The organism is Halonatronum saccharophilum DSM 13868 (genome assembly GCF_000517025.1).
GTDB classification, from domain to species: domain Bacteria; phylum Bacillota; class Halanaerobiia; order Halobacteroidales; family Halobacteroidaceae; genus Halonatronum; species Halonatronum saccharophilum.
This window is the reverse complement of sequence record NZ_KI912097.1, coordinates 111,222-130,078: the sequence shown is the minus strand read 5'-3', so window position 1 is coordinate 130,078 and position 18,857 is coordinate 111,222. Positions and strand designations below refer to the sequence as shown.

The following is an 18,857-nucleotide window of genomic DNA, read 5'->3' as shown; positions in this document are numbered from 1 at the left end:
ATCTCATATTATATTAAAAGAAAAAACCACCACCCCAATAACAGTTAACAATAAATTAGGGAGCTGGCTAATTATATACCTTATGTAATAATTAAACCACTTCCCTACGCTAGTATTAACTAGTTCAGGTACAAAGGGTCAGTTTGATACTTCTCAGCCTTTAATGGCTCCCCTAGTGTTTTAAATTTTTCTATGAGATTAGTAATAATTATAACATATAAAAAAGATACTTTCAATTAGTTATAATTAAATAGATAGACTAGTGAAAATATTGAAAAATAATTATATTATGTTAAAATATTAGTAAGAAAACATTTCTAGGAGGTGAAAATAATGAATATAGAAATGATAATAGGGATTTCATTCATCTTTATAATTACAATTCAAGGGATCATTACTCTAAAGAACTTCTCTTCACCTATAACAACTACTACATCTAATGAAGGACTTAACCTACTATTTCGTTTTATATCCAATAGCTTTATCTACATATCGACAATCTTGATTCTTATTGTAAGTATAGATGGGGGGATAAATAATTACAATGATCTATTACACATATCTATTGGTAAAATAGCCATTATAATGATTTTAGCTGTCAATTTAATTACAATAATAGGGGTAATCACATATTTAATAAAAAGGGATAAGAATGACAAGAATACTGATAATATTGTAAACCAAAAGAAAGCCAAGGATATATAAAGGTATATATATAAAAAGGTGGCTTAATTAAGCCACCTTTTTTATAACTTATATTTATCTGTCTTTTCTTTCTCTATAAATTCCTAGCAAAGAAAGTCCAATAATAATCAAAAGATTTACCCAACCAAAATAATTACCAAGTTTATAGTAAGGAGTCTCTACCCTATGAGGAATATTTAACTTTCCTGTATGAGACCAAGTCTCAAATAGAGCAGACTCTACTAATACTCTTCCTTTACTATCTACAATACCACTAATACCTGTATTGGCTACTTTAACCAAAGGAGTTCTATACTCAACTGACCTAAAGATCCCAGCTTGTAGTATCTGCATAGGAGCATGGCTTTCTTCAAACCAGGCTTCATTAGAAATATTGACAATAAAATCTTGTTGGCTATATAATGATCTAACTAATTGAGAATTTAGTATTTCAGAACATATAGGACTTATCCAACTAAAATTATTTATCTCAAACTCCACTTTTTCACTACCATGAGTTAAATTATTCATCCCACTTTGTATAATATCAGGGATCAAAGATGGAAACGGGACATATTCACCAAAAGGAACAAGTTTCAACTTGCTATATCTTTCTATAGGTAATCTTCTTTCATCGAATAAGAAGGCGCTATTTAAGACTTTATCTCTCCCTTCCCCTTCCCTAGCAAAACCACCTATAAATAAAGGAGTTTTTGTTGGTAAATTAAAAGGTAATCTCCTATCTTCATAGTAAGTTCTTAAAATTGCAGTTTCGGGCCAAATTAATAGATCCGATTCATTGTTTACTAGTTCTTCTCTAGTTTGATCAAGCAAGGACTCTGTTATCTCTTTTTGCTTTCTAGGATCCATCTTCAACTCTTGAGGGAAGTTTGGCTGTATTAAACTTATGTTGATACTTTTTCTAATCTCTTCTTCACCCTCTAATACTAAAAAGCCTTGGATAAAGATGATAGCAAATACCAAAGCCCCTGTAAGAAAATAGCGATAATCCTTCTTCTTTATAGATGAAAAAATTAGAGTATTAACTAAAACAATTAGGAATGTTACTAATGACACCCCTCCATAAGAAGCTAGTTGTATTAACTCTGGTATGAAAGCTTGTGAATAGGCCAAATAAAAGAAAGGAAACTCAAGCGAGATCAAAACTCTTATAAATTCAACACCTGTCCACACCACTGGTATTAAGATCAAAAGATGAAGGTCAAATTTTTCCTCTAAGAAACTTAATAAGAAGGAGAATAATCCAAAGTAAAGGGCCAACAATGATGCTCCAAATAAAAAGATTATAAAGTTTATAATCAATGGAAAGCCACTAAACTTCATTAAAGGATAGATTGCCCAATATCCCCCTATAGCTAACAAAGGCACTCCCATAACCCACCCTAAATAAAACGCTTCTTTTCTCCCTCTTTTAGTATCAAAAGCAAAGAGAAATGGGATAAGTCCTACCCAGATCAATAGGGCCAAAACCCTAAATCTAAAGGTTAAACCGATTATAACACCTGATAAAATTGCCAAAAGATATTTTTTCATATAAATGCTCCTTTGCTTATTGTTTAATTGTTAGATTATAAACCAGTCACATACCTTATACAGGTATTATTCAACACTAAAATAATTAATCCTTTGTAAAGTTAAATTTAATAATATGACAAAAGGAGCAACCCAAATATAGGCTACTCCCCTTTATTATATAATTATTCTTTTAAATCGGCAAATAAATGATTTCCAATATACTTCCTACCAACAGTATTCTCAAACATCCAAGTTGCTGTTGCAGTAACAGGGTTATAATAATACAATGAACCATCACTTGGATCCCAACCATTTAAAGCATCTCTAGCAGCTTCATAAGCAGTCTCGTTAGGTGTTAGATCTATCTGACCATCAAGCACTGCAGAGAAGGCATAAGCTCTTCCTCCTGGTCTTTCAAAAACTACTCCTTCTATATCATTAGGAAATTGAGAATCTAACACTCTATTGATTACAACTGCAGCTACAGCTACTTGACCTTTATAAGGCTCTCCTCTAGCTTCAGAATAGACTGTTCTTGCTAGGATATCCATCTCTTCATCTGTTACATTAGAAAGCCTTTGATATGAATTAGAAGGAGCATTAGTAGATTCCTGCTCTTCTTGAGCTGCTGACCTATATGAGTCACTTATTGTTTCTACTTCATCACGGTTAGATAGAAAGGAAAAGAAGAAGACCATCAATAGACCTTTAAGCATAGACATAATTCCACGATTTTCTGTTATTTCATCAAAAGCGTAAGCTGGGGTTGCAAATAAAAGCCCCGAAAACAAAGGAAAAGCTAAAGCAAATACTAATATGAAAGCAATCGACTTATTATACTTCATTAATTTCTTCATCTGCATAACTCCTTCTATAATATTATTTATAATTATGATATTTAAACTGTATAATATACTTCTTCTTAATCTTCTACCCCTATGTATAGGAGCTTTATATATTTATAATTTACTCTTATATTTTCTCTCATTTGCCCTTTGAATGCAAAGGTAAATCTTTGTATTATAGCTAAAGAATTAGCAGATTAAAACTTATTAACTTTAAAATTATCTTATGATCTAATATAGAAAAAGAGGGCTATCACTAGCCCTCTTTTTCTATATTAGATTTTAATATTAAATAATAATGCTTCTTCCTTCTGTAATGTTACATTTAAATATCCATCCTCATAAGTATAATCGGAAGAATAGGAGAACTCCTCTTTTATCTTTGAATCTTTATCAACACCTAGTACTCCAACAGGAATCCTAACCGTACATCTTTTATCTTCTTGAGAAGTTATACTTATATAGGCTCTTTCATCTGTAAAGCGTGCATAAGATAATACATCACCTTCTGCATATAAAATCTTAAATCCACCCCGTTGCAAAACTTCATCCTTCAACTTTAATTGGGCCAACCTTTGGTACAACTCATAGTATCTTTGATCTTGATCCTTCTCATCCCAGACCATAGGGTAACGACAACCTTCCATAGTCTCGATATGTCCATCTAAACCAACTTCATCACCATAATATATATTAGGCGTTCCAGGGAAAGTGAATAACATTATGACTGCTCCCCTATAACCTTCCCAGGAGACATCAGGATTGTTATGGAGTCGATGAATATCATGGCTATCAAAGAGATTAAATTGAAGATAAGCTATCTGATGTGGTAAGCGGGCCAACTTTTGCATCATCATCTTGACCACTTCTTTGGCCCTCTTCTTCTTAGTCTTAAAGTTATACTTTTGATTGTGTACTGATTATAAAAGTAAGTTTCTTCTGAACCATTTTATAATCACCTGCAAATTTTAAGAAATAACTTCCAAATTACTATAATTTTCTTAGAAGTTAAATTTAAGGGCCAACTCTGGTCCAGATAAAGATTGATTAATAACTTTATACCTTCTATACCCAGCTCTTAACTCAAAATAATCATTATCGTAAGAAATTGCAGGAAAAAACTCTCCTATAAAGTTTTTTTCTGATAGAGCAAAACCTAAATCCAAATTTAACTTTAATGGCTTGTCAAAAAATTCAACACCATAAAGATACTTTAATCTAGTTTCACTATCGATTCCAGAGACTCTTTGTAGACCAATCCCACTTCTAAAATCCCATCTTCTATCTTTAGCAAAAGAATAAGTTATTATTCCATCTGTAAAGGATATATATTCATTTCGTGAATAAAGTTCTTCTTTATACTCCACATATGATAATTCAAAGGCAAATCGATCTAAATTTATATTTAATTCTAACCTATTACTTTTTAAATTATTATCAATATAGGCTCTTGCTACCCCCATATCAATGTTAAATCCTTCGTTATCAAGTCTATTATAATTTGGATTGTAACGATATCTTCGTTCAATTCTAGAATAAGGAGCACGATAGGGAAAGGATGTTGTCTTGTAGACCATCTCTAGAAGCCATCTATCAGATGAAAAAAAAGTGTTAATGAAAAGCTCTCTCAAAAACTTTCTAAGATATTGCATATCCTCTCCACTTTCACCCCTTTTAACTTCTTCCTCAAAGTCCCTTAGCCTACTACTCTCTTCTCTTAGTTCTTCTTTTTCTTTTATTTCCTCTGCTTCATCTATCTCTTCAGCAAAAGCTAATGTAGAGCTAAAAATCAAAGTAAATGAGATTAGTATAGTAAAGATAATTCTTTTCACATTAAAGCCTCCTAATAGTTACTTTTGCAAATTTATAAATTAAACTACTAATGATATTCTACTAATCAAAAGGAAACTCCTGCAAAAAGGTCTTTGAGCAGATATCTACTCAAAGACCTTTTTACTATTCAAACTCTACTATATTAAGTTCATCAAATACAAAACTAGCTTCAACCTCAAGATAACTTTCTTATTATTCAACCTCAATAACCACAGGACAGTGATCAGAACCCATAACTTGGGTCAAGACATCGGCATCCTTTACTCTCTCTTTTAACCCTTCACTTACAAAGTGATAATCTATTCTCCACCCTGCATTTCTAGAGCGGGCCCTTGTTCTATAACTCCACCAGGAGTACTTGACTTCGCCAGGATGGTATAGTCTAAAGGTATCCAAGTAGCCTTTATCTAAAACCTTATCTATCCAAGCCCTCTCTATTGGTAAAAATCCAGATTTATTCTCATTTGCTTCTGGATTATTAAGGTCAATTGATTTGTGAGCAATATTATAGTCGCCACATAGTATAACTTCCTTGCCTTCTTCCCTTAATTCTTCACAGTAATCAAGTATGGCTTCATGAAAGTCTAATTTATACTTTAACCTTTCTTCACTACTTCTTCCGTTGGGAAAGTAAACACCTACTAAAGTAAAATCAGGATAATGGGCAGTTATAAGCCTTCCTTCGCGGTCAAACCTCTCAATTCCAATCCCATTACTAACCTCTAAAGGCTCTTGCTTTGAATATAAAGCAACACCGCTATACCCTTTTCTCTCACCATAGTTAAAGTATGAATAGTATCCATCAATCTCCTTTAAATCATCATCAATCTGATCAGGCTGTATCCGAATTTCCTGCAAGCATAAGATATCTGGATTCTCATCTTCTACCCAATCTAAGAACCCTTTCTTCTTTACTGCTCTAATTCCATTTACATTCCACGAATATATCTTCATTATCTATTCCTCCTGCTGTATTAAATTGAGCTTACGCTTTATTACTATATTTCTATACTAATTTAACTTTTCCTGCAAAGAAAAAGATGCCCCTTTTATCTGGGTACATCTCTTCTTACCTTATTAAAAAACTATTTAATTAATGTATTGTATTTATTTCTTCAAGAAAGGGTCTTTCCGTAACGCCTTAAGCAATGAGATACAGGCTAAGACCATTACTATTGTAAAAGGAAAGGCTGCTGCAATAGAGGCTATCTGTAAGGTCTGTAGACCTCCTGCTACTATTAGGGTTAGGGCCAACAGCGATTGAACCACTCCCCAAGTAACCTTTCTCTTAGTTGTAGGCCTTAAATCACCATTTGAAGACATCATCCCCAAAACAAAAGTTGCTGAATCAGCTGAGGTGACAAAAAAGGTACAAAGAAGAACTACTGCAACAAAGGAGATTAATCTTCCTAAGGGATAATGATTAACCACTACAAAGAAGGCCGTCTCTGTCACCTCTACAGCTTTAGAAGCGATCTCTAAACCTAAATCTATGCCTAAAGTTCCAAAGGTAGCAAACCAGATAAAAGAGCCTAAAGATGGAATAACTGTTACTCCAATTATAAATTCTTTTATCTTTCTTCCTCTAGATATTCTAGCAATGAAGGTTCCAACAAAAGGAGCCCAAGCTATCCACCAAGCCCAATAGAATATAGTCCAATCACCTATCCAGGTATTATCCCCAAAAGGTCTAATATGAAAACTCCTTCTTACTACATCACCAAGATAAGCACCAAAGTTATTAGTAAGAGCATTGACTATCTTTACCGTTGGCCCTAATATTAGGGCCAATACCATAAGTACTAAAGCTATAATCAAATTTGTATTAGATAATATCTTAATCCCTTTATCCAAACCACTTACAGCTGAAATCATAAATAATACAGTGACAACTCCAATTATTAATAACTGTATCACCGTGTTTTGGGGGAGACCAAATAAATAATTAAGACCACTATTTATCTGCAATGTACCCAAGCCTAAAGATGTAGCTACACCTGCTACTGTAGCACAGATTGCTAAGATATCAATCAGCTGACCTATAATCCCCCCTGCTCTCTTCTCACCAATCAAAGGGATAAAGATACTACTTACTAAACCAGGTTTTCCTTTTCTAAATTGAAAGTAAGCTAAAGCTAAAGCCAAAATACTATAGTTGGCCCACGGGTGAATCCCCCAGTGGAAGAAAGATGTCCTAAGGGCAAAGTTAGCAGCCTCTGCTGTTCCGCCAGTTAAATTAGGCGGGTTAACAAAATGATTTAAAGGCTCAGCAACACCCCAAAAAACAAGACCAATCCCCATACCTGCACTAAATAGCATTGCAAACCAAGATACATTACTATATTCTGGTCTTGAATCATCTTCGCCCAATCTAATCTGCCCATATTTACTAAAGGCTATTATTAAAGTAAAGGTTACAAAGAAGAACATAGACATTAAATATAGCCACCCAAATCTAGTTACTAGAAATTCAAAGAGACCATTAGCAACCATATCAAAATTATTTGGGGCAAAGACACCCCAAAACACCACTAAAAAGACTATAATAACCGATACATAAAACACCAGATTACTTTCCTCATTCTTTTTATTCATTTTACCACTCCATTTCAACGACTTTTAGAATAATTATACAGTATCTCTTAGTATTAAATAATATTAATTTGAAAACTCCTTCTTAGTATCCCCCTCTTTTCTCTAAAAATAGCCTTCCTAATCTTAACATAAAAGCGCTAGCAATGCAAACAAGTCAATATTCTTATGGATTCTCCTCTCTGATCCAATATAGTTTGATTTTTATTATTCCTAAAAAATCTTCGCGAGGTTGATAAAGATACTTATCTTCTCAAAATCTACTAAGGCTAAAAGCAAGATTAAAGGTTAGCATTAAAAATATAATTAAAAATAAAACGACAATTTATGCAGGAAAATCTATTATTATACCTAATTATTTTAAAAGAAAGATATAAATTTAGAGGAGGAGTATTAGATGAGTTTAAAGAAAGAAGCTTTAAAATTACATAAGGATAATAAGGGAAAGCTTAAGGTAATAACTAAAGTGAAGGTAGAAGATGAGAAGGATTTATCTTTAGCTTATTCTCCAGGAGTAGCAGAGCCTTGCTTAGAAATTGCTGATGATGAAGATTTGATCTATGATTATACAAATAGAGGAAACTTTGTTGCAGTAGTTAGTAATGGTAGCGCAGTATTAGGTTTAGGAAATATTGGGGCCAAAGCTTCTATGCCAGTTATGGAAGGAAAGGCCGTCTTATTTAAAGAATTTGGAGGTGTAGACGCCTTTCCTATCTGTTTAGAGGAAGAAGATCCTGAAGAGATTGTACAGATTATTAAGAAGATGGGCCCTACTTTTGGTGGAATAAACTTAGAAGATATAAAGGCGCCTGAATGTTTTTATATTGAACAGAGATTGAAAGAAGAGATGGATATTCCAATCTTCCATGATGATCAACATGGAACAGCTATTATTACTCTAGCTGGATTAGTAAACGCCTTAAAGATCGTTAATAAGAAAATAGAAGATATTAAGGTTATAGTTAATGGTGCAGGTGCTGCTGGAGTTAGCATAATTAAATTATTACTCTCCCAAGGTGTTAAGGATATTAAGGTCTTAGATAGCAAAGGAGTTATCTTTGAAGGTCGTGAAAATTTAAATGAAAGTAAAGAGGAGTTAGCTAGGATAACTAATCCTAATAATGAAAAAGGAGATTTAGCTCAAGCAATGGTTGGAGCTGACCTATTTATTGGGGTATCAGTTGCTAATGTTGTAAGCAAAGATATGGTTAAATCGATGGCTAATGACCCTATACTCTTCCCTATGGCCAATCCAGTGCCTGAGATATTACCTGAGGACGCTTATGAAGCTGGGGCCAAAGTTGTTGGGACAGGACGTTCTGACTATCCAAACCAAGTTAACAATGTAATGGCTTTCCCTGGTATCTTCCGTGGAGCTTTAGATGTTAGAGCCAAAGATATAAACGAAGAGATGAAAGTGGCTGCTGCTTACGCCCTAGCAGAGTTAGTAAACGAAGATGAGCTTAATTACGATTATGTAATTCCAAAACCCTTTGACAATAGAGTTGGCCCGACAGTAGCAGCTGCTGTTGCTCAAGCTGCTATTGAGAGTAATGTAGCAAGAGTAGAGATAAGCTATGAAGAAGAGTTAAAAAGAGCTAAAGAGTTAATGGGATAATATATGGAGAAAAATAACCACTAAATAAAAAAAGTGCCCTAGGGCACTTTTTTTATTTAGTGGTTAAGTCTTTTTTTACTACTTTTTCATCTTATATTTAAAGTAAACTCCTGCTAAAGGTGGAAGAGTTACATTGATAGAATGGTCTCTATAATTCCAAGAATATTCTTCTGAATAAACTCCGCCTTCATTACCTACATTACTACCCCAGTAAGTAGCTGAATCAGTATTTAAGATTTCTTCATAATAACCTTCTTTAGGAACCCCTACCCTATAATTTTCTCTAACGACAGGAGTAAAGTTAAATAAGCAGATTATGAATTCATCAGGGTTTTCTCCTTTTCTAATAAAAGAAAGAACACTATTAGCTGCATCATTACATTCTATCCATTCAAATCCTGCTTCATTAAAATCTATCTCCCATAATGGAGAATTTTCAGTATAAACTTTATTTAGATCCCCCATATAATCTAATAACTTCTGATGTGGTTCATACTCTAATAGATTCCAATCTAAACTCTCTGTATCCTTCCATTCATTCCATTGTCCAAATTCTCCCCCCATAAAGAGTAGTTTCTTACCTGGGTGAGCAAACATATAAGAATAAAAGAGCCTTAAGTTAGCAAATTTTTGCCAATAATCACCTGGCATCTTATCAAGCATTGACCCCTTACCATGTACTACTTCATCATGTGATAGAACTAACATAAAGTTCTCAGAGAAAGCATAGACCATAGAAAAGGTTAAATTATCATGGTGATACTTCTTATGAATAGGATCCTTTTCAATATATTCTAAAGAATCATTCATCCATCCCATATTCCATTTCATAGAGAATCCTAAACCATCCAAATAAGTAGGTTTAGTAACACCATCCCAAGAGGTTGACTCTTCAGCAACAGTTATAATCCCTGGATAATATTTATGAGAAATAGAATTGAAGTATTGAATAAATTCTACGGCTTCTAAATTCTCTCTTCCACCATACTTGTTTGGGATCCACTCATCAGCTTCTCGACTATAATCCAAATAAACCATTGAAGCAACAGCATCAACTCTAAGCCCATCTATATGGAATTTATCTAACCAAAAGAGTGCATTGGTAATTAAGAAGTTTTTAACTTCATTTCTACCATAGTTAAATATATAGGTGCCCCAATCTTTATGTTCTCCTAACCTTGGGTCCAAATGTTCATATAAAGCCGACCCATCAAATCTACCTAAACCATGATGATCCTTAGGAAAATGTCCAGGAACCCAATCTAATATAACACCGATATCATTTTGGTGGAATTGATCTATTAAATACATCAAATCTTCTGGTTTACCAAAACGACTTGTAGCAGAAAAGAATCCTGTTACTTGATAACCCCATGATTCATCTAATGGATGTTCTGAAACTGGCATCAACTCTACATGGGTGTAATTATGTTCTTTAACATAATTAACAAGTTTGTCAGCAAGTTCTCTATAAGTTAGGAATCTATTACCCTCTTCAGGAACTCTAGCCCAAGAACTTAAATTCACTTCATATACTGATATAGGTTGATTTGACCAGTTAGTATTACTTCTCTTCTCTAGCCACTTTTGATCCTGCCATTGATACTTATCATCTAAATTATAAACTATAGATGCATTAGCAGGCCTTAATTCGCTATAATTAGCATAAGGATCAGACTTTAATAATATATCATTACTCTTGCTTTTAATTTCAAACCTATAGAGATCTCCTTCTTTTATACCAGGGATAAATATCTCCCAAACTCCTGAAGGTCCTAAAACTCTCATCTGATGAACCCTGCCATCCCAATTATTAAATGGGCCAATTACACTAACCCTTTCTGCCTCTGGTGCCCAAACAGAGAAATGTACTCCATCTACGCTATTATGATTAATTAAATGAGCTCCCATTTTATCATAAATTCTATGATGATTTCCTTCATTAAAAAGGTATAAATCATTTTCTGATAAGACTGGCAAGAAAGAATATGGATCCTTTTTAGTCCACTTTTCTCCAGAAAAACCTTCAATCCCAAAAGAATAATCAAAAATTTCTTTAGACTTAATTACTCCTTCGAAAAGTCCATCCTTATGTATTTTAGTCAATTTAACCTTCTTTTTAAAACAACCAGACTGTAAAAATACATTTTTAGCATAAGGTTCAAAGCTTCTAACTACAACCTCATTATCGTTTAATTTGTGCATTCCTAATAAATTAAAAGGATCTTTTGTACTTGCGTTTACTATTTGAGTTATTTCTTTTTTACTTAAAATCGCCATAGACCTACCCCCATATATACTTATTATTTTTAGATATTTGTAGAAATATAATTAGATTATTTCCTACTTTTTAAAAAATAGATTTAATTAATATATTTCTACTAATTGCTTTTATTTCCCTTTTGAAAAGTTCAAAAAAGCCCTATGGTTGAATCCATAAGACTTAGAAGCATTAATTTCATCTTATTCGACCTGTTTGGGTTTTATTACTAAAATACCAAAAAAATACATACTATTCGCTTATTGATCTCCTTACTCTTTTTGTTAATTCTAGTTCTCTACAATACTTCTCAATATTTTGATGTAGATTATTTATTAAATCTAAATCTCTATTCTCTTTATCAAACTCTTTAATTAACTCATCTTCAATACTTAAAATTAAATTAACATACCTTTTTATTTTTTTATTTATTTTCTTATTATTACACATTTTACCCCTCCTTACATATAAAAATATTAATTTTTAAATAAATAATTAAGATATTCTTATTTTCAAATCAATTTAATTAGAGCTATTAGACTGATTTGGTCTCTTTTTAGAATTATTATCTTTTAATTTATAATATTCTATATAGTAGTAATAATGACCTGCAAAAAAAGNGATTGTTTTCTATAATATTATTAGAAATTTCCCGATAAATTATAGCTATTAATAGATATAATTTAAATCATATTATTTTATTGACTTAAATATATTAATATGGTAACATTAAACTGAAAACTTTAAGGAGGTTAAATTCATATGATAAATTTTAAAGAACTTAATTTACAAAGCTATTCTGAAGAAGAAATTATATTTAAAAGTCGTCGTGATCTAATAAGTGCTATTGAAGAACTTTCTAATGGAAATGATATTGTTATTAGCTATCCTAAAGACAATAAACTTCGTTCTATAGTTCTTATGAATGAAGTAATGGTTAAATTTCGCAATGGTGACATAGCTTTAGTTGCTGAAGAAGAACTTAAATAAAATGCGATATATAGCTTCTGTAAGTTTTCTAAAAATAATTAGGAGGTCATAAGTATTATGTTAGAAACTTTATTTTCATCATTCTTAAGTTTAGGTGCAGGAATCTTATCGATGCTCATTATTCTTTTATTTTTCTTTACTGTACTCTCTAAATGGTACCGGATTGTTCCCCCAAGTGAAGCTCATCTAGTAGTTACACCAAGAAAACGTATGGTCTGTGCTTCAGATGAATCTTTAAGAAAAAATGGAGGAAAGAGTACATACTTCCATATACCAGCTTGGATCCCCTTTGTTGGACGTGCTCTTAGGGTTATGGACATTACCATCAAAGAGTTAATTATTTCTAATCAGGAAACCTATGAGAAGGATCAAGCTCGTTATCTAGTAAACTCATCAACAAAGTATAGAATTGTAGATGTAGAGAAGGCAGCTGAAACCTTTACAACTGATTGTGAGCTTAGAGAACAGTTAGAAGAGATTATTGAGTCTGCTGTTAGAGCCGTTACTGTTAAGTATAGTGTAACTGATGTAAGGGCCAACAAGAAGAGAATGTCTGAAGAGGTTGAAGCAGAGATTAGAGAAGACCTTTCTCATTGGGGGTTGAAATTAATCAGCTTTGCCCTAGTAGACTTTCAAGACACCAAAGATTCAAAGGTTATCTCTAATATTTCTAGAAGACGTGAGGTTCAAATTGAGTCTGAAACAAGAATTGATAATGCTAATAGAATCAAAGAGGCTAAGGTTAAAGAAGCTGAATCTGATCAGTTGGCCCGCGATCGTGAGATTGAAAGAGATGAGGCTATTGCTAAGCGTGAACAGAAAAAGCAGATAGTAATAGCTAAAGAAGAACAGATTGTTGCTGAGGAAGAAATGAAGGTTAAGAGAATTAATGAAGTTAAACAAGAAGAGATTGAAAAAGAACAGGCTATTATAAAGGCTCAAGCTGAAAAAGAAAAACAGATTATCGCTGCTGCTGCTGAAAAAGATAGAAAACGTATTATAGCTGAAGGTTATGAACAAGAGATGACCTTAGAAGGTAAAGGTAATGCTGCTAAGAAAGTAGCTGAGGCCGAAGCTGAAGCATCTGCCATAGAAAAACGTGGTCTTGCACAAGCTAAGGTTAAAGAAGAGTTGGCTAAGTCACTTAATATGTTTACTGAAGATGCAATTAGAGCTTTAACTGCTGAGCAGGTTGTTGATAAGGATGAAGCAATTGGTGTTGCTCTAGCCGAAGCTCTTAAAGAAGCTGATTTAAAGTTTGTTAATGCTGGAAAGACCAATAACTTACTGGACCTTTTAGGAACTGCCGAAGGTGGAGCAAATTTAGGTGCTATGATTGATACTTTCAAAAAGACAAGCGATACTGACTTTTCTTCATTATTAAATAATTTCTTGGAGAATAATAAAGAGATTGAAGAAAGTACTGTAAAAGTATCTAATAAAAGCGAATAATCCTATTGAAAATTAAAGCCTAAGATATAAAGGGAGGTGCTTAAGCACCTCCCTTTATATCTTCTTTTTTTACTTTAGCCAAGACCACCTTTTGCTTCCAGTATCCCCTCTTAAACCAAAGGAAGGATGAGATTGCACCTAAGGTATTAGCAATTGCTACACCCCACCAAATTCCACTAACTCCTAATTCAAAGTTATGGGCCAATAATCCAGCAATAGGAACTTGCAATATACATAAGGTTAATAAAGAAAAGAACATAGCTGGCATAGTATCTGCTGCTCCCTTAAAAGCACCATTTACTATTCTTAAAGTTCCTATAAACCCAAAGGAGAAGGCAATTATCTTCAGATAATCTGATCCCATCCTTAATACCTCAGGATCATTATTAAATACTTTAACTATAGATTCAGAGAAGATAAAGGTTGTAAGACTAAAGACCATTAATAATATGAAGTTTATTAAGACTGCACTTATAACTACATCTTCAGCCTTTTTACTCTTATTAGCACCTAAATTCTGTCCAACTAACACTGTTGTTGCCCCACCAAACCCTAGCGACAGCATATACACTACCGATAAAATTCTATTTCCTATTCCAAAAGCTGCAACAGCTCTAGTACCAAAGTAAGCTGTCAAGCTAGTCATCAAAGCCATCCCAATTGCTTTTGTTGACTGCTCTAAAGAGGCAGGAATTCCGATTTTAATTATTCTCTTAAGATCAGATAGATTTGGTTTAAAATCTTCTAGACCAAGCTCGACACCATAATCACCACTTAATAAAATTTTCACTCCCATAATAGCAACTATAGTTCTAGCTAAGGTAGTAGCTAAGGCAGCTCCTGCAACTTCTAACCTAGGAAAGGGTCCTACCCCAAATATTAATAATGGATCTAAGATTATATTTATAACTGTTGAGAGAGCCATTAACTTCATTGGTGTTAAACTATCTCCTAGCCCTCTTAATACAGAAGTAAAGACAAAGTATATAAACATAGGTGTTAGTCCAATAAAGATAATATTTAAAAAATCGGTAGCTAATCTCAAAGTTTCCCCTTTAGCCCCCATTATCATTAATATACTTTCATTAAAGAAGAAACCAATAAATGAAAACATTATAGATACTAAAGTAACTAAGATAAGTATTTGACCTGTTAACCTATTGACTCTCTTTTGATCCTTTGCTCCCTTTGCTTGAGCAACTAATGAGGTTCCTGCAATGGTAAAGCCCATTCCAATTGATATTAAAAGAAATATAATGGGAAAAGCTAAAGATATAGCTGCTACTGCACTAGCTCCTAATCTGCCTACCCATATTGTATCAACAATATTATATAATGTATTCATTAAATTACTTAATATCATTGGCCCTGCCAATATAAATAAACTCTTAGTAATGGATTTTTCGCTTAGGTTAATCTCTCTTTTCACCTAGATCAGTCCTTAATAGTTATTTCAAATCATATATATAATTCGAATTATTTTCAGATGAATAATCACAAACCATCTTATCACTAATTTAATTCTATGTCAATTTAGGATTCTAGATCAAATTATTTTATTTTTTATTAGAATTCTATACAAGATCTATTCTTTTCTGCTAATAAATATTATTTAATGTTATATATTACATGTTTATCTTAGTTAATTTTCTTTTATATCCATAATTGACTAAGTGTTAAGTAAATGTACTTATAAAAAAAGAGTTAGCGGCTCTATTTTGGCCCTAACTCTTTTAGAAATTTAAATTCTAATCTACCTCATCTATAATATCTATGCTATGATTCTTCGATAAATCAATTTCTAATTGGTCATAGTCTAAGCTAGAAAACTTCAATAGTCTAATTACAGGCCTTAACTTGGCCTCTTCATTAACCCTTACTACTACTGCTTCGCACCCTATATTTAGCTTTACTTTAGTTCCTACTGGATAAGGAACTATCATCTTTAGAAAGTGTCCAACTAACTCTCTATCCATTTTATTTTCAGTAAAAGCAGCATAAAGATATTCAATTACCTCTTTTACTTTGATTGAATCTCTATATACTCTATTATTTATCATTGCATCAAAAACATCTGCAATTGCTACAATTCTTCCCCCTTGGTCTATAAACCTTTTTGTAATGCCTTTAGGATATCCCGATCCATCACACCTTTCATGATGTTGATAAGCTATTCTAGCAGCTACTTCTGGAATATCTGGTTGTCTACTTAATATTTTATAACCATATAGAGAGTGCTTCTTAACTTCTTCAAATTCTTCTTTAGTTAGACGCCCTGGTTTATTTAAAATATCGGCAGAAACCATAGCTTTACCAATATCATGCAAGAAAGCTCCTAACCCTAACATTTTCAACATTTTACGATTATAATTGAGTTTCTTACCAATAACTAAAGAAAGAATAGCTACATTTGTTAGATGGAAGAACAATTCATTTTTAAGAGATCTGACAATTTGTAAATTTTCAATTAGATCATCATTATCAGATATGCCATCAATTATATTTTCAATCATTTTAATTAAATCATTAATTTCAGATTCATTTAGCTTACTATCACCTGAATTAATCTTTTTAATACATCCTCTTGCAATGATTCTAGCTTCTCGCTTTATTTTTTTAGGAACTAGTTTTTTATTATTTCTTTTATTTGTATACTTTTTGCTTTCTTTTTTTGTCTCCTTCTTTTCTTCAATATATATATATTCTAAATTCAAATTCTTTAATTTATTAATATAACTTTTATTTAATTTACTTCCTTTACGTAATAATAAATTTCCATAATGATCATAGACTTCTTTGGCTAAAACGTCACCTATCTTCAACTCTTCAACACTAGATAAATACACCTTTAATCCCCCCTTAGATCCTGATAAGATGAAAAGTAAAAATAACTAAGTAGTATTTAATCTTCTCTGTTTATAAAAAAACTCCTTCTTCTAGCTAAAGATTACTTAAGTAGAATAGAAATTTAGCACTGAAAAGAATATATTGAATAAAAAAACTTGCTGAACCTAAATGCTTCTTATTAAGTTTACTAAATACAAAAAGCCAATAACCAGTAATTAATTACTGGTTATTGGCTTTTTAATACCATAACTTTTTCATTTTATCTCTAATTTTATCTCTAGAAAGTTCTTTAGGCAAAAGGTTTATAGGAGTACCTTCTCTCATTGCTGCAGCTAAATTATAAAATATTTGATTTTTATGATCAAAGCTCTTAATTAAATTCTTTATCTCTTCTCGTTTAGTCTCTCCATCATAAGGGCATGAACTTTTAACAGCTTTATAGCCTGTAAATTCTTCTGCTTTGATAATATTTTCCTCTCTTAAATATAATAGAGGTCTAATTACATAAATATCACTATTACTTAAATAGCTTTTTGCTTGGAAGGTTTTGATCTGACCTGAGTAAATTATACTCATCAAGAAGGTCTCTACTATATCATCATAATGGTGACCATAAGCTACCTTGTTAAAGCCTTTTTCTTGCATATAATTTGATATAATTCCTTTTCTAAAGTAAGCACACTTAGCACAAGGGTTCTTAGTTTCTTCAGCTAAGATTATTTTAGAAATATTACTCTTTACTATCTGATAAGGTATATCTAAACTTTTACAATAACCCTTCATTTGAGAAAAGTCTGCATCTTTATTGAACTCTAAGTCAATGGTTATAGCACTTATATTAAAGTTAATGCTCATACTCTGCTGAAATGCCTTCAAAGCATATAATAAAAAGCCACTATCTTTTCCGCCTGAAAAGCCAACTAAAATATTGTCTCCTTCTTCGATTAAGTCAAACTCCGCTATTGCCCGCGCAATTCTACGATTATAGTACTTTGGTAATGATAATTTCATATTTATTCCTCCTCCTTAATTCTTTAATTAGCGCAAGTGTAAGATTTAAAAAATAAAAAATTAAAGGCTAAGTTTTTAAATTTTATAGAAAAAATGATAGCACACTAGGTGCTATCATTTAATAGGTTATTAGTTTTGTGCCAAAAACCTCCATAGTTCATCTGAAGGAGCTTTTTTTATCAGAAGGTCACCTTCATCCCTTACTACTCTTCGTTCATCCTTAGTAAGTTTACCGATAATTGTAGCCTTTATCCCAGCTTTCTCTAACTCTTCAACAAGTTCTTTTCCACGTTCAGTAGTTAAGATCATCATCCCAGATCCAATTAAAGAGTATGGATTAATATCTAACTTTTTAGCAATAATCTCTGTTGCAGAATGTAAAGGAATTAGATCCTGATATATCTCAAATCCAGATTCTGCAGCAACAGTAAGTTCAAACAAAGAACCATATAGCCCACCTTCAGTTACATCATGCATAGAGTTGACCTTGAAGTTGGCCCCGATTAAACCTTCAGGCACAACACTTAATTCTTCACCTAACTCTTTTGCCTGCGTTAGTAGGTCTTTATCGATACCTAAGCCAATCAACTTATCCCAAAAGTCAGTTGCTAAGATAGCAGTTCCTTCTAAGCCGGTCCACTTGGTGACAACAATGTCATCACCGATCTTAGCTCCAGAAGAAGTAATATAAGCATCTTTGGCCGCTTTACCGATAGCTGTACAGACGACTAAAGGCTGATTTACGATATCTGTAACCTCAGTATGTCCTCCTAAAATATCTATACCTAAATCCTGTGCTGCTTTATTAATATCTTTAATTATCCCAACTACTTGATCTTCTGTTGTATCAGGAGGAACCAGTAAAGCTTGCTGAATACCTATTGGCTTTGCTCCATTAGCTGCAATATCATTGCAAGCTACGTTAACTGCTAAAGATCCCATTCCTTCTTTTACTCCAGTTATAGGATCGGTAGACATAACAGCTACAAATTCTCCAAAATCGATAACTGTTGAATCTTCACCAATCTTTGGCCTAACTAAGACCTCTGAACGGTTTGCAGATAGTTTATCTAAAATTAACTCCTTTAAATTACCAATATCAATCTTACCTGCCTTCATAAATTACCACCTTCAAATCAGATTATTTAGAACAAATGGTCTAACACCCGTTTGTGCTGTGAGCTTTGAG

15 protein-coding genes, 1 pseudogene and 1 riboswitch are annotated in these 18,857 nt (G+C 32.6%); of the genes and pseudogenes, 4 read left to right on the top strand and 12 right to left on the bottom strand.

Translation table 11 applies throughout. The annotated features are described in order from the left end of the window. Positions 1–84 precede the first annotated feature (84 nt). Positions 85–184: riboswitch (TPP riboswitch) on the bottom strand. 149 nt (positions 185–333) lie between these two features. Beyond that, complete coding sequence (locus HALSAC_RS0111895) at positions 334–705, top strand: hypothetical protein (RefSeq protein WP_027340439.1); 372 nt, start codon at positions 334–336, stop codon at positions 703–705. Between the two features lie 54 nt (positions 706–759). On the opposite strand, the gene lnt is transcribed toward HALSAC_RS0111895, so the two are convergent. The 6 genes and pseudogenes from lnt to HALSAC_RS0111865 all read right to left on the bottom strand — a co-directional run bounded on the left by lnt (position 760) and on the right by HALSAC_RS0111865 (position 7,493). Beyond that, a complete protein-coding gene (gene lnt, locus HALSAC_RS0111890) occupies positions 760–2,238 on the bottom strand; it encodes an apolipoprotein N-acyltransferase (protein ID WP_035571867.1) in 1,479 nt (492 codons plus the stop codon). Between the two features lie 164 nt (positions 2,239–2,402). Then, on the bottom strand, positions 2,403–3,077 hold the full coding sequence (locus HALSAC_RS0111885) for a cell wall hydrolase (RefSeq protein WP_027340437.1): 675 nt from the start codon (positions 3,075–3,077) through the stop codon (positions 2,403–2,405). Positions 3,078–3,340: 263 nt separating this feature from the next. After that, a pseudogene (locus HALSAC_RS0111880) lies at positions 3,341–3,949 on the bottom strand (alpha amylase N-terminal ig-like domain-containing protein); the annotation flags it as partial. A gap of 117 nt (positions 3,950–4,066) precedes the next feature. Next, positions 4,067–4,897 (bottom strand): hypothetical protein, encoded by an 831-nt coding sequence (locus HALSAC_RS0111875; protein ID WP_027340435.1) that lies wholly within the window; start codon positions 4,895–4,897, stop codon positions 4,067–4,069. A 193-nt stretch (positions 4,898–5,090) separates the two neighbouring features. Further along, positions 5,091–5,852, bottom strand: coding sequence for an exodeoxyribonuclease III (locus HALSAC_RS0111870; protein ID WP_027340434.1), 762 nt, complete (start codon positions 5,850–5,852; stop codon positions 5,091–5,093). A gap of 153 nt (positions 5,853–6,005) precedes the next feature. Next, positions 6,006–7,493, bottom strand: coding sequence for a glycine betaine uptake BCCT transporter (locus tag HALSAC_RS0111865; protein WP_027340433.1), 1,488 nt, complete (start codon positions 7,491–7,493; stop codon positions 6,006–6,008). 394 nt (positions 7,494–7,887) lie between these two features. On the opposite strand from HALSAC_RS0111865, the gene HALSAC_RS0111860 reads away from it, so the two are divergent. Further along, a complete protein-coding gene (locus HALSAC_RS0111860) occupies positions 7,888–9,108 on the top strand; it encodes an NAD(P)-dependent malic enzyme (RefSeq protein WP_027340432.1) in 1,221 nt (406 codons plus the stop codon). A 78-nt stretch (positions 9,109–9,186) separates the two neighbouring features. On the opposite strand, the gene glgB is transcribed toward HALSAC_RS0111860, so the two are convergent. Next, the gene (glgB, locus tag HALSAC_RS0111855; protein WP_027340431.1) at positions 9,187–11,388 is read right to left on the bottom strand and encodes a 1,4-alpha-glucan branching protein GlgB; all 2,202 of its coding nucleotides are present in this window, start codon (positions 11,386–11,388) and stop codon (positions 9,187–9,189) included. A 232-nt stretch (positions 11,389–11,620) separates the two neighbouring features. Continuing rightward, complete coding sequence (locus HALSAC_RS0111850) at positions 11,621–11,818, bottom strand: hypothetical protein (protein ID WP_027340430.1); 198 nt, start codon at positions 11,816–11,818, stop codon at positions 11,621–11,623. 312 nt (positions 11,819–12,130) lie between these two features. Between HALSAC_RS0111850 and HALSAC_RS0111845 the strand changes: the two genes are divergently transcribed. Together HALSAC_RS0111845 and HALSAC_RS0111840 are read left to right on the top strand one after the other, a co-directional pair. Then, a complete protein-coding gene (locus tag HALSAC_RS0111845; protein WP_027340429.1) occupies positions 12,131–12,358 on the top strand; it encodes a hypothetical protein in 228 nt (75 codons plus the stop codon). A gap of 57 nt (positions 12,359–12,415) precedes the next feature. Continuing rightward, positions 12,416–13,810, top strand: a complete 1,395-nt coding sequence (locus tag HALSAC_RS0111840) for an SPFH domain-containing protein (protein ID WP_027340428.1) — start codon at positions 12,416–12,418, stop codon at positions 13,808–13,810. 40 nt (positions 13,811–13,850) lie between these two features. Here HALSAC_RS0111840 and HALSAC_RS15880 read toward each other — a convergent pair whose 3' ends face one another. The 4 genes from HALSAC_RS15880 to HALSAC_RS0111820 form a co-directional block, all read right to left on the bottom strand. Beyond that, complete coding sequence (locus tag HALSAC_RS15880; protein ID WP_035571865.1) at positions 13,851–15,239, bottom strand: MATE family efflux transporter; 1,389 nt, start codon at positions 15,237–15,239, stop codon at positions 13,851–13,853. Positions 15,240–15,558: 319 nt separating this feature from the next. Continuing rightward, complete coding sequence (locus tag HALSAC_RS15875) at positions 15,559–16,656, bottom strand: HD-GYP domain-containing protein (protein WP_051412209.1); 1,098 nt, start codon at positions 16,654–16,656, stop codon at positions 15,559–15,561. Between the two features lie 238 nt (positions 16,657–16,894). Further along, a complete protein-coding gene (locus HALSAC_RS0111825; protein WP_027340427.1) occupies positions 16,895–17,668 on the bottom strand; it encodes a tRNA 2-thiocytidine biosynthesis TtcA family protein in 774 nt (257 codons plus the stop codon). A gap of 129 nt (positions 17,669–17,797) precedes the next feature. Then, positions 17,798–18,787 carry an AIR synthase family protein gene (locus tag HALSAC_RS0111820; RefSeq protein WP_027340426.1) on the bottom strand — a complete coding sequence of 330 codons (990 nt, stop codon included), beginning with the start codon at positions 18,785–18,787 and terminating at the stop codon, positions 17,798–17,800. Between the last annotated feature and the right edge of the window lie 70 nt (positions 18,788–18,857).

Coding starts and splice junctions, on each gene's coding strand:
- HALSAC_RS0111845 (WP_027340429.1), top strand. CDS start 12,131: ATGATAAATTTTAAAGAACTTAATTTACAAAGCTATTCTGAAGAAGAA.
- HALSAC_RS0111885 (WP_027340437.1), bottom strand. CDS start 3,077: ATGAAGAAATTAATGAAGTATAATAAGTCGATTGCTTTCATATTAGTA.
- HALSAC_RS0111820 (WP_027340426.1), bottom strand. CDS start 18,787: ATGAAGGCAGGTAAGATTGATATTGGTAATTTAAAGGAGTTAATTTTA.
- HALSAC_RS0111860 (WP_027340432.1), top strand. CDS start 7,888: ATGAGTTTAAAGAAAGAAGCTTTAAAATTACATAAGGATAATAAGGGA.
- glgB (WP_027340431.1), bottom strand. CDS start 11,388: ATGGCGATTTTAAGTAAAAAAGAAATAACTCAAATAGTAAACGCAAGT.
- HALSAC_RS0111895 (WP_027340439.1), top strand. CDS start 334: ATGAATATAGAAATGATAATAGGGATTTCATTCATCTTTATAATTACA.
- HALSAC_RS0111825 (WP_027340427.1), bottom strand. CDS start 17,668: ATGAAATTATCATTACCAAAGTACTATAATCGTAGAATTGCGCGGGCA.
- HALSAC_RS0111870 (WP_027340434.1), bottom strand. CDS start 5,852: ATGAAGATATATTCGTGGAATGTAAATGGAATTAGAGCAGTAAAGAAG.
- HALSAC_RS0111865 (WP_027340433.1), bottom strand. CDS start 7,493: ATGAATAAAAAGAATGAGGAAAGTAATCTGGTGTTTTATGTATCGGTT.
- HALSAC_RS0111850 (WP_027340430.1), bottom strand. CDS start 11,818: ATGTGTAATAATAAGAAAATAAATAAAAAAATAAAAAGGTATGTTAAT.
- HALSAC_RS0111840 (WP_027340428.1), top strand. CDS start 12,416: ATGTTAGAAACTTTATTTTCATCATTCTTAAGTTTAGGTGCAGGAATC.
- lnt (WP_035571867.1), bottom strand. CDS start 2,238: ATGAAAAAATATCTTTTGGCAATTTTATCAGGTGTTATAATCGGTTTA.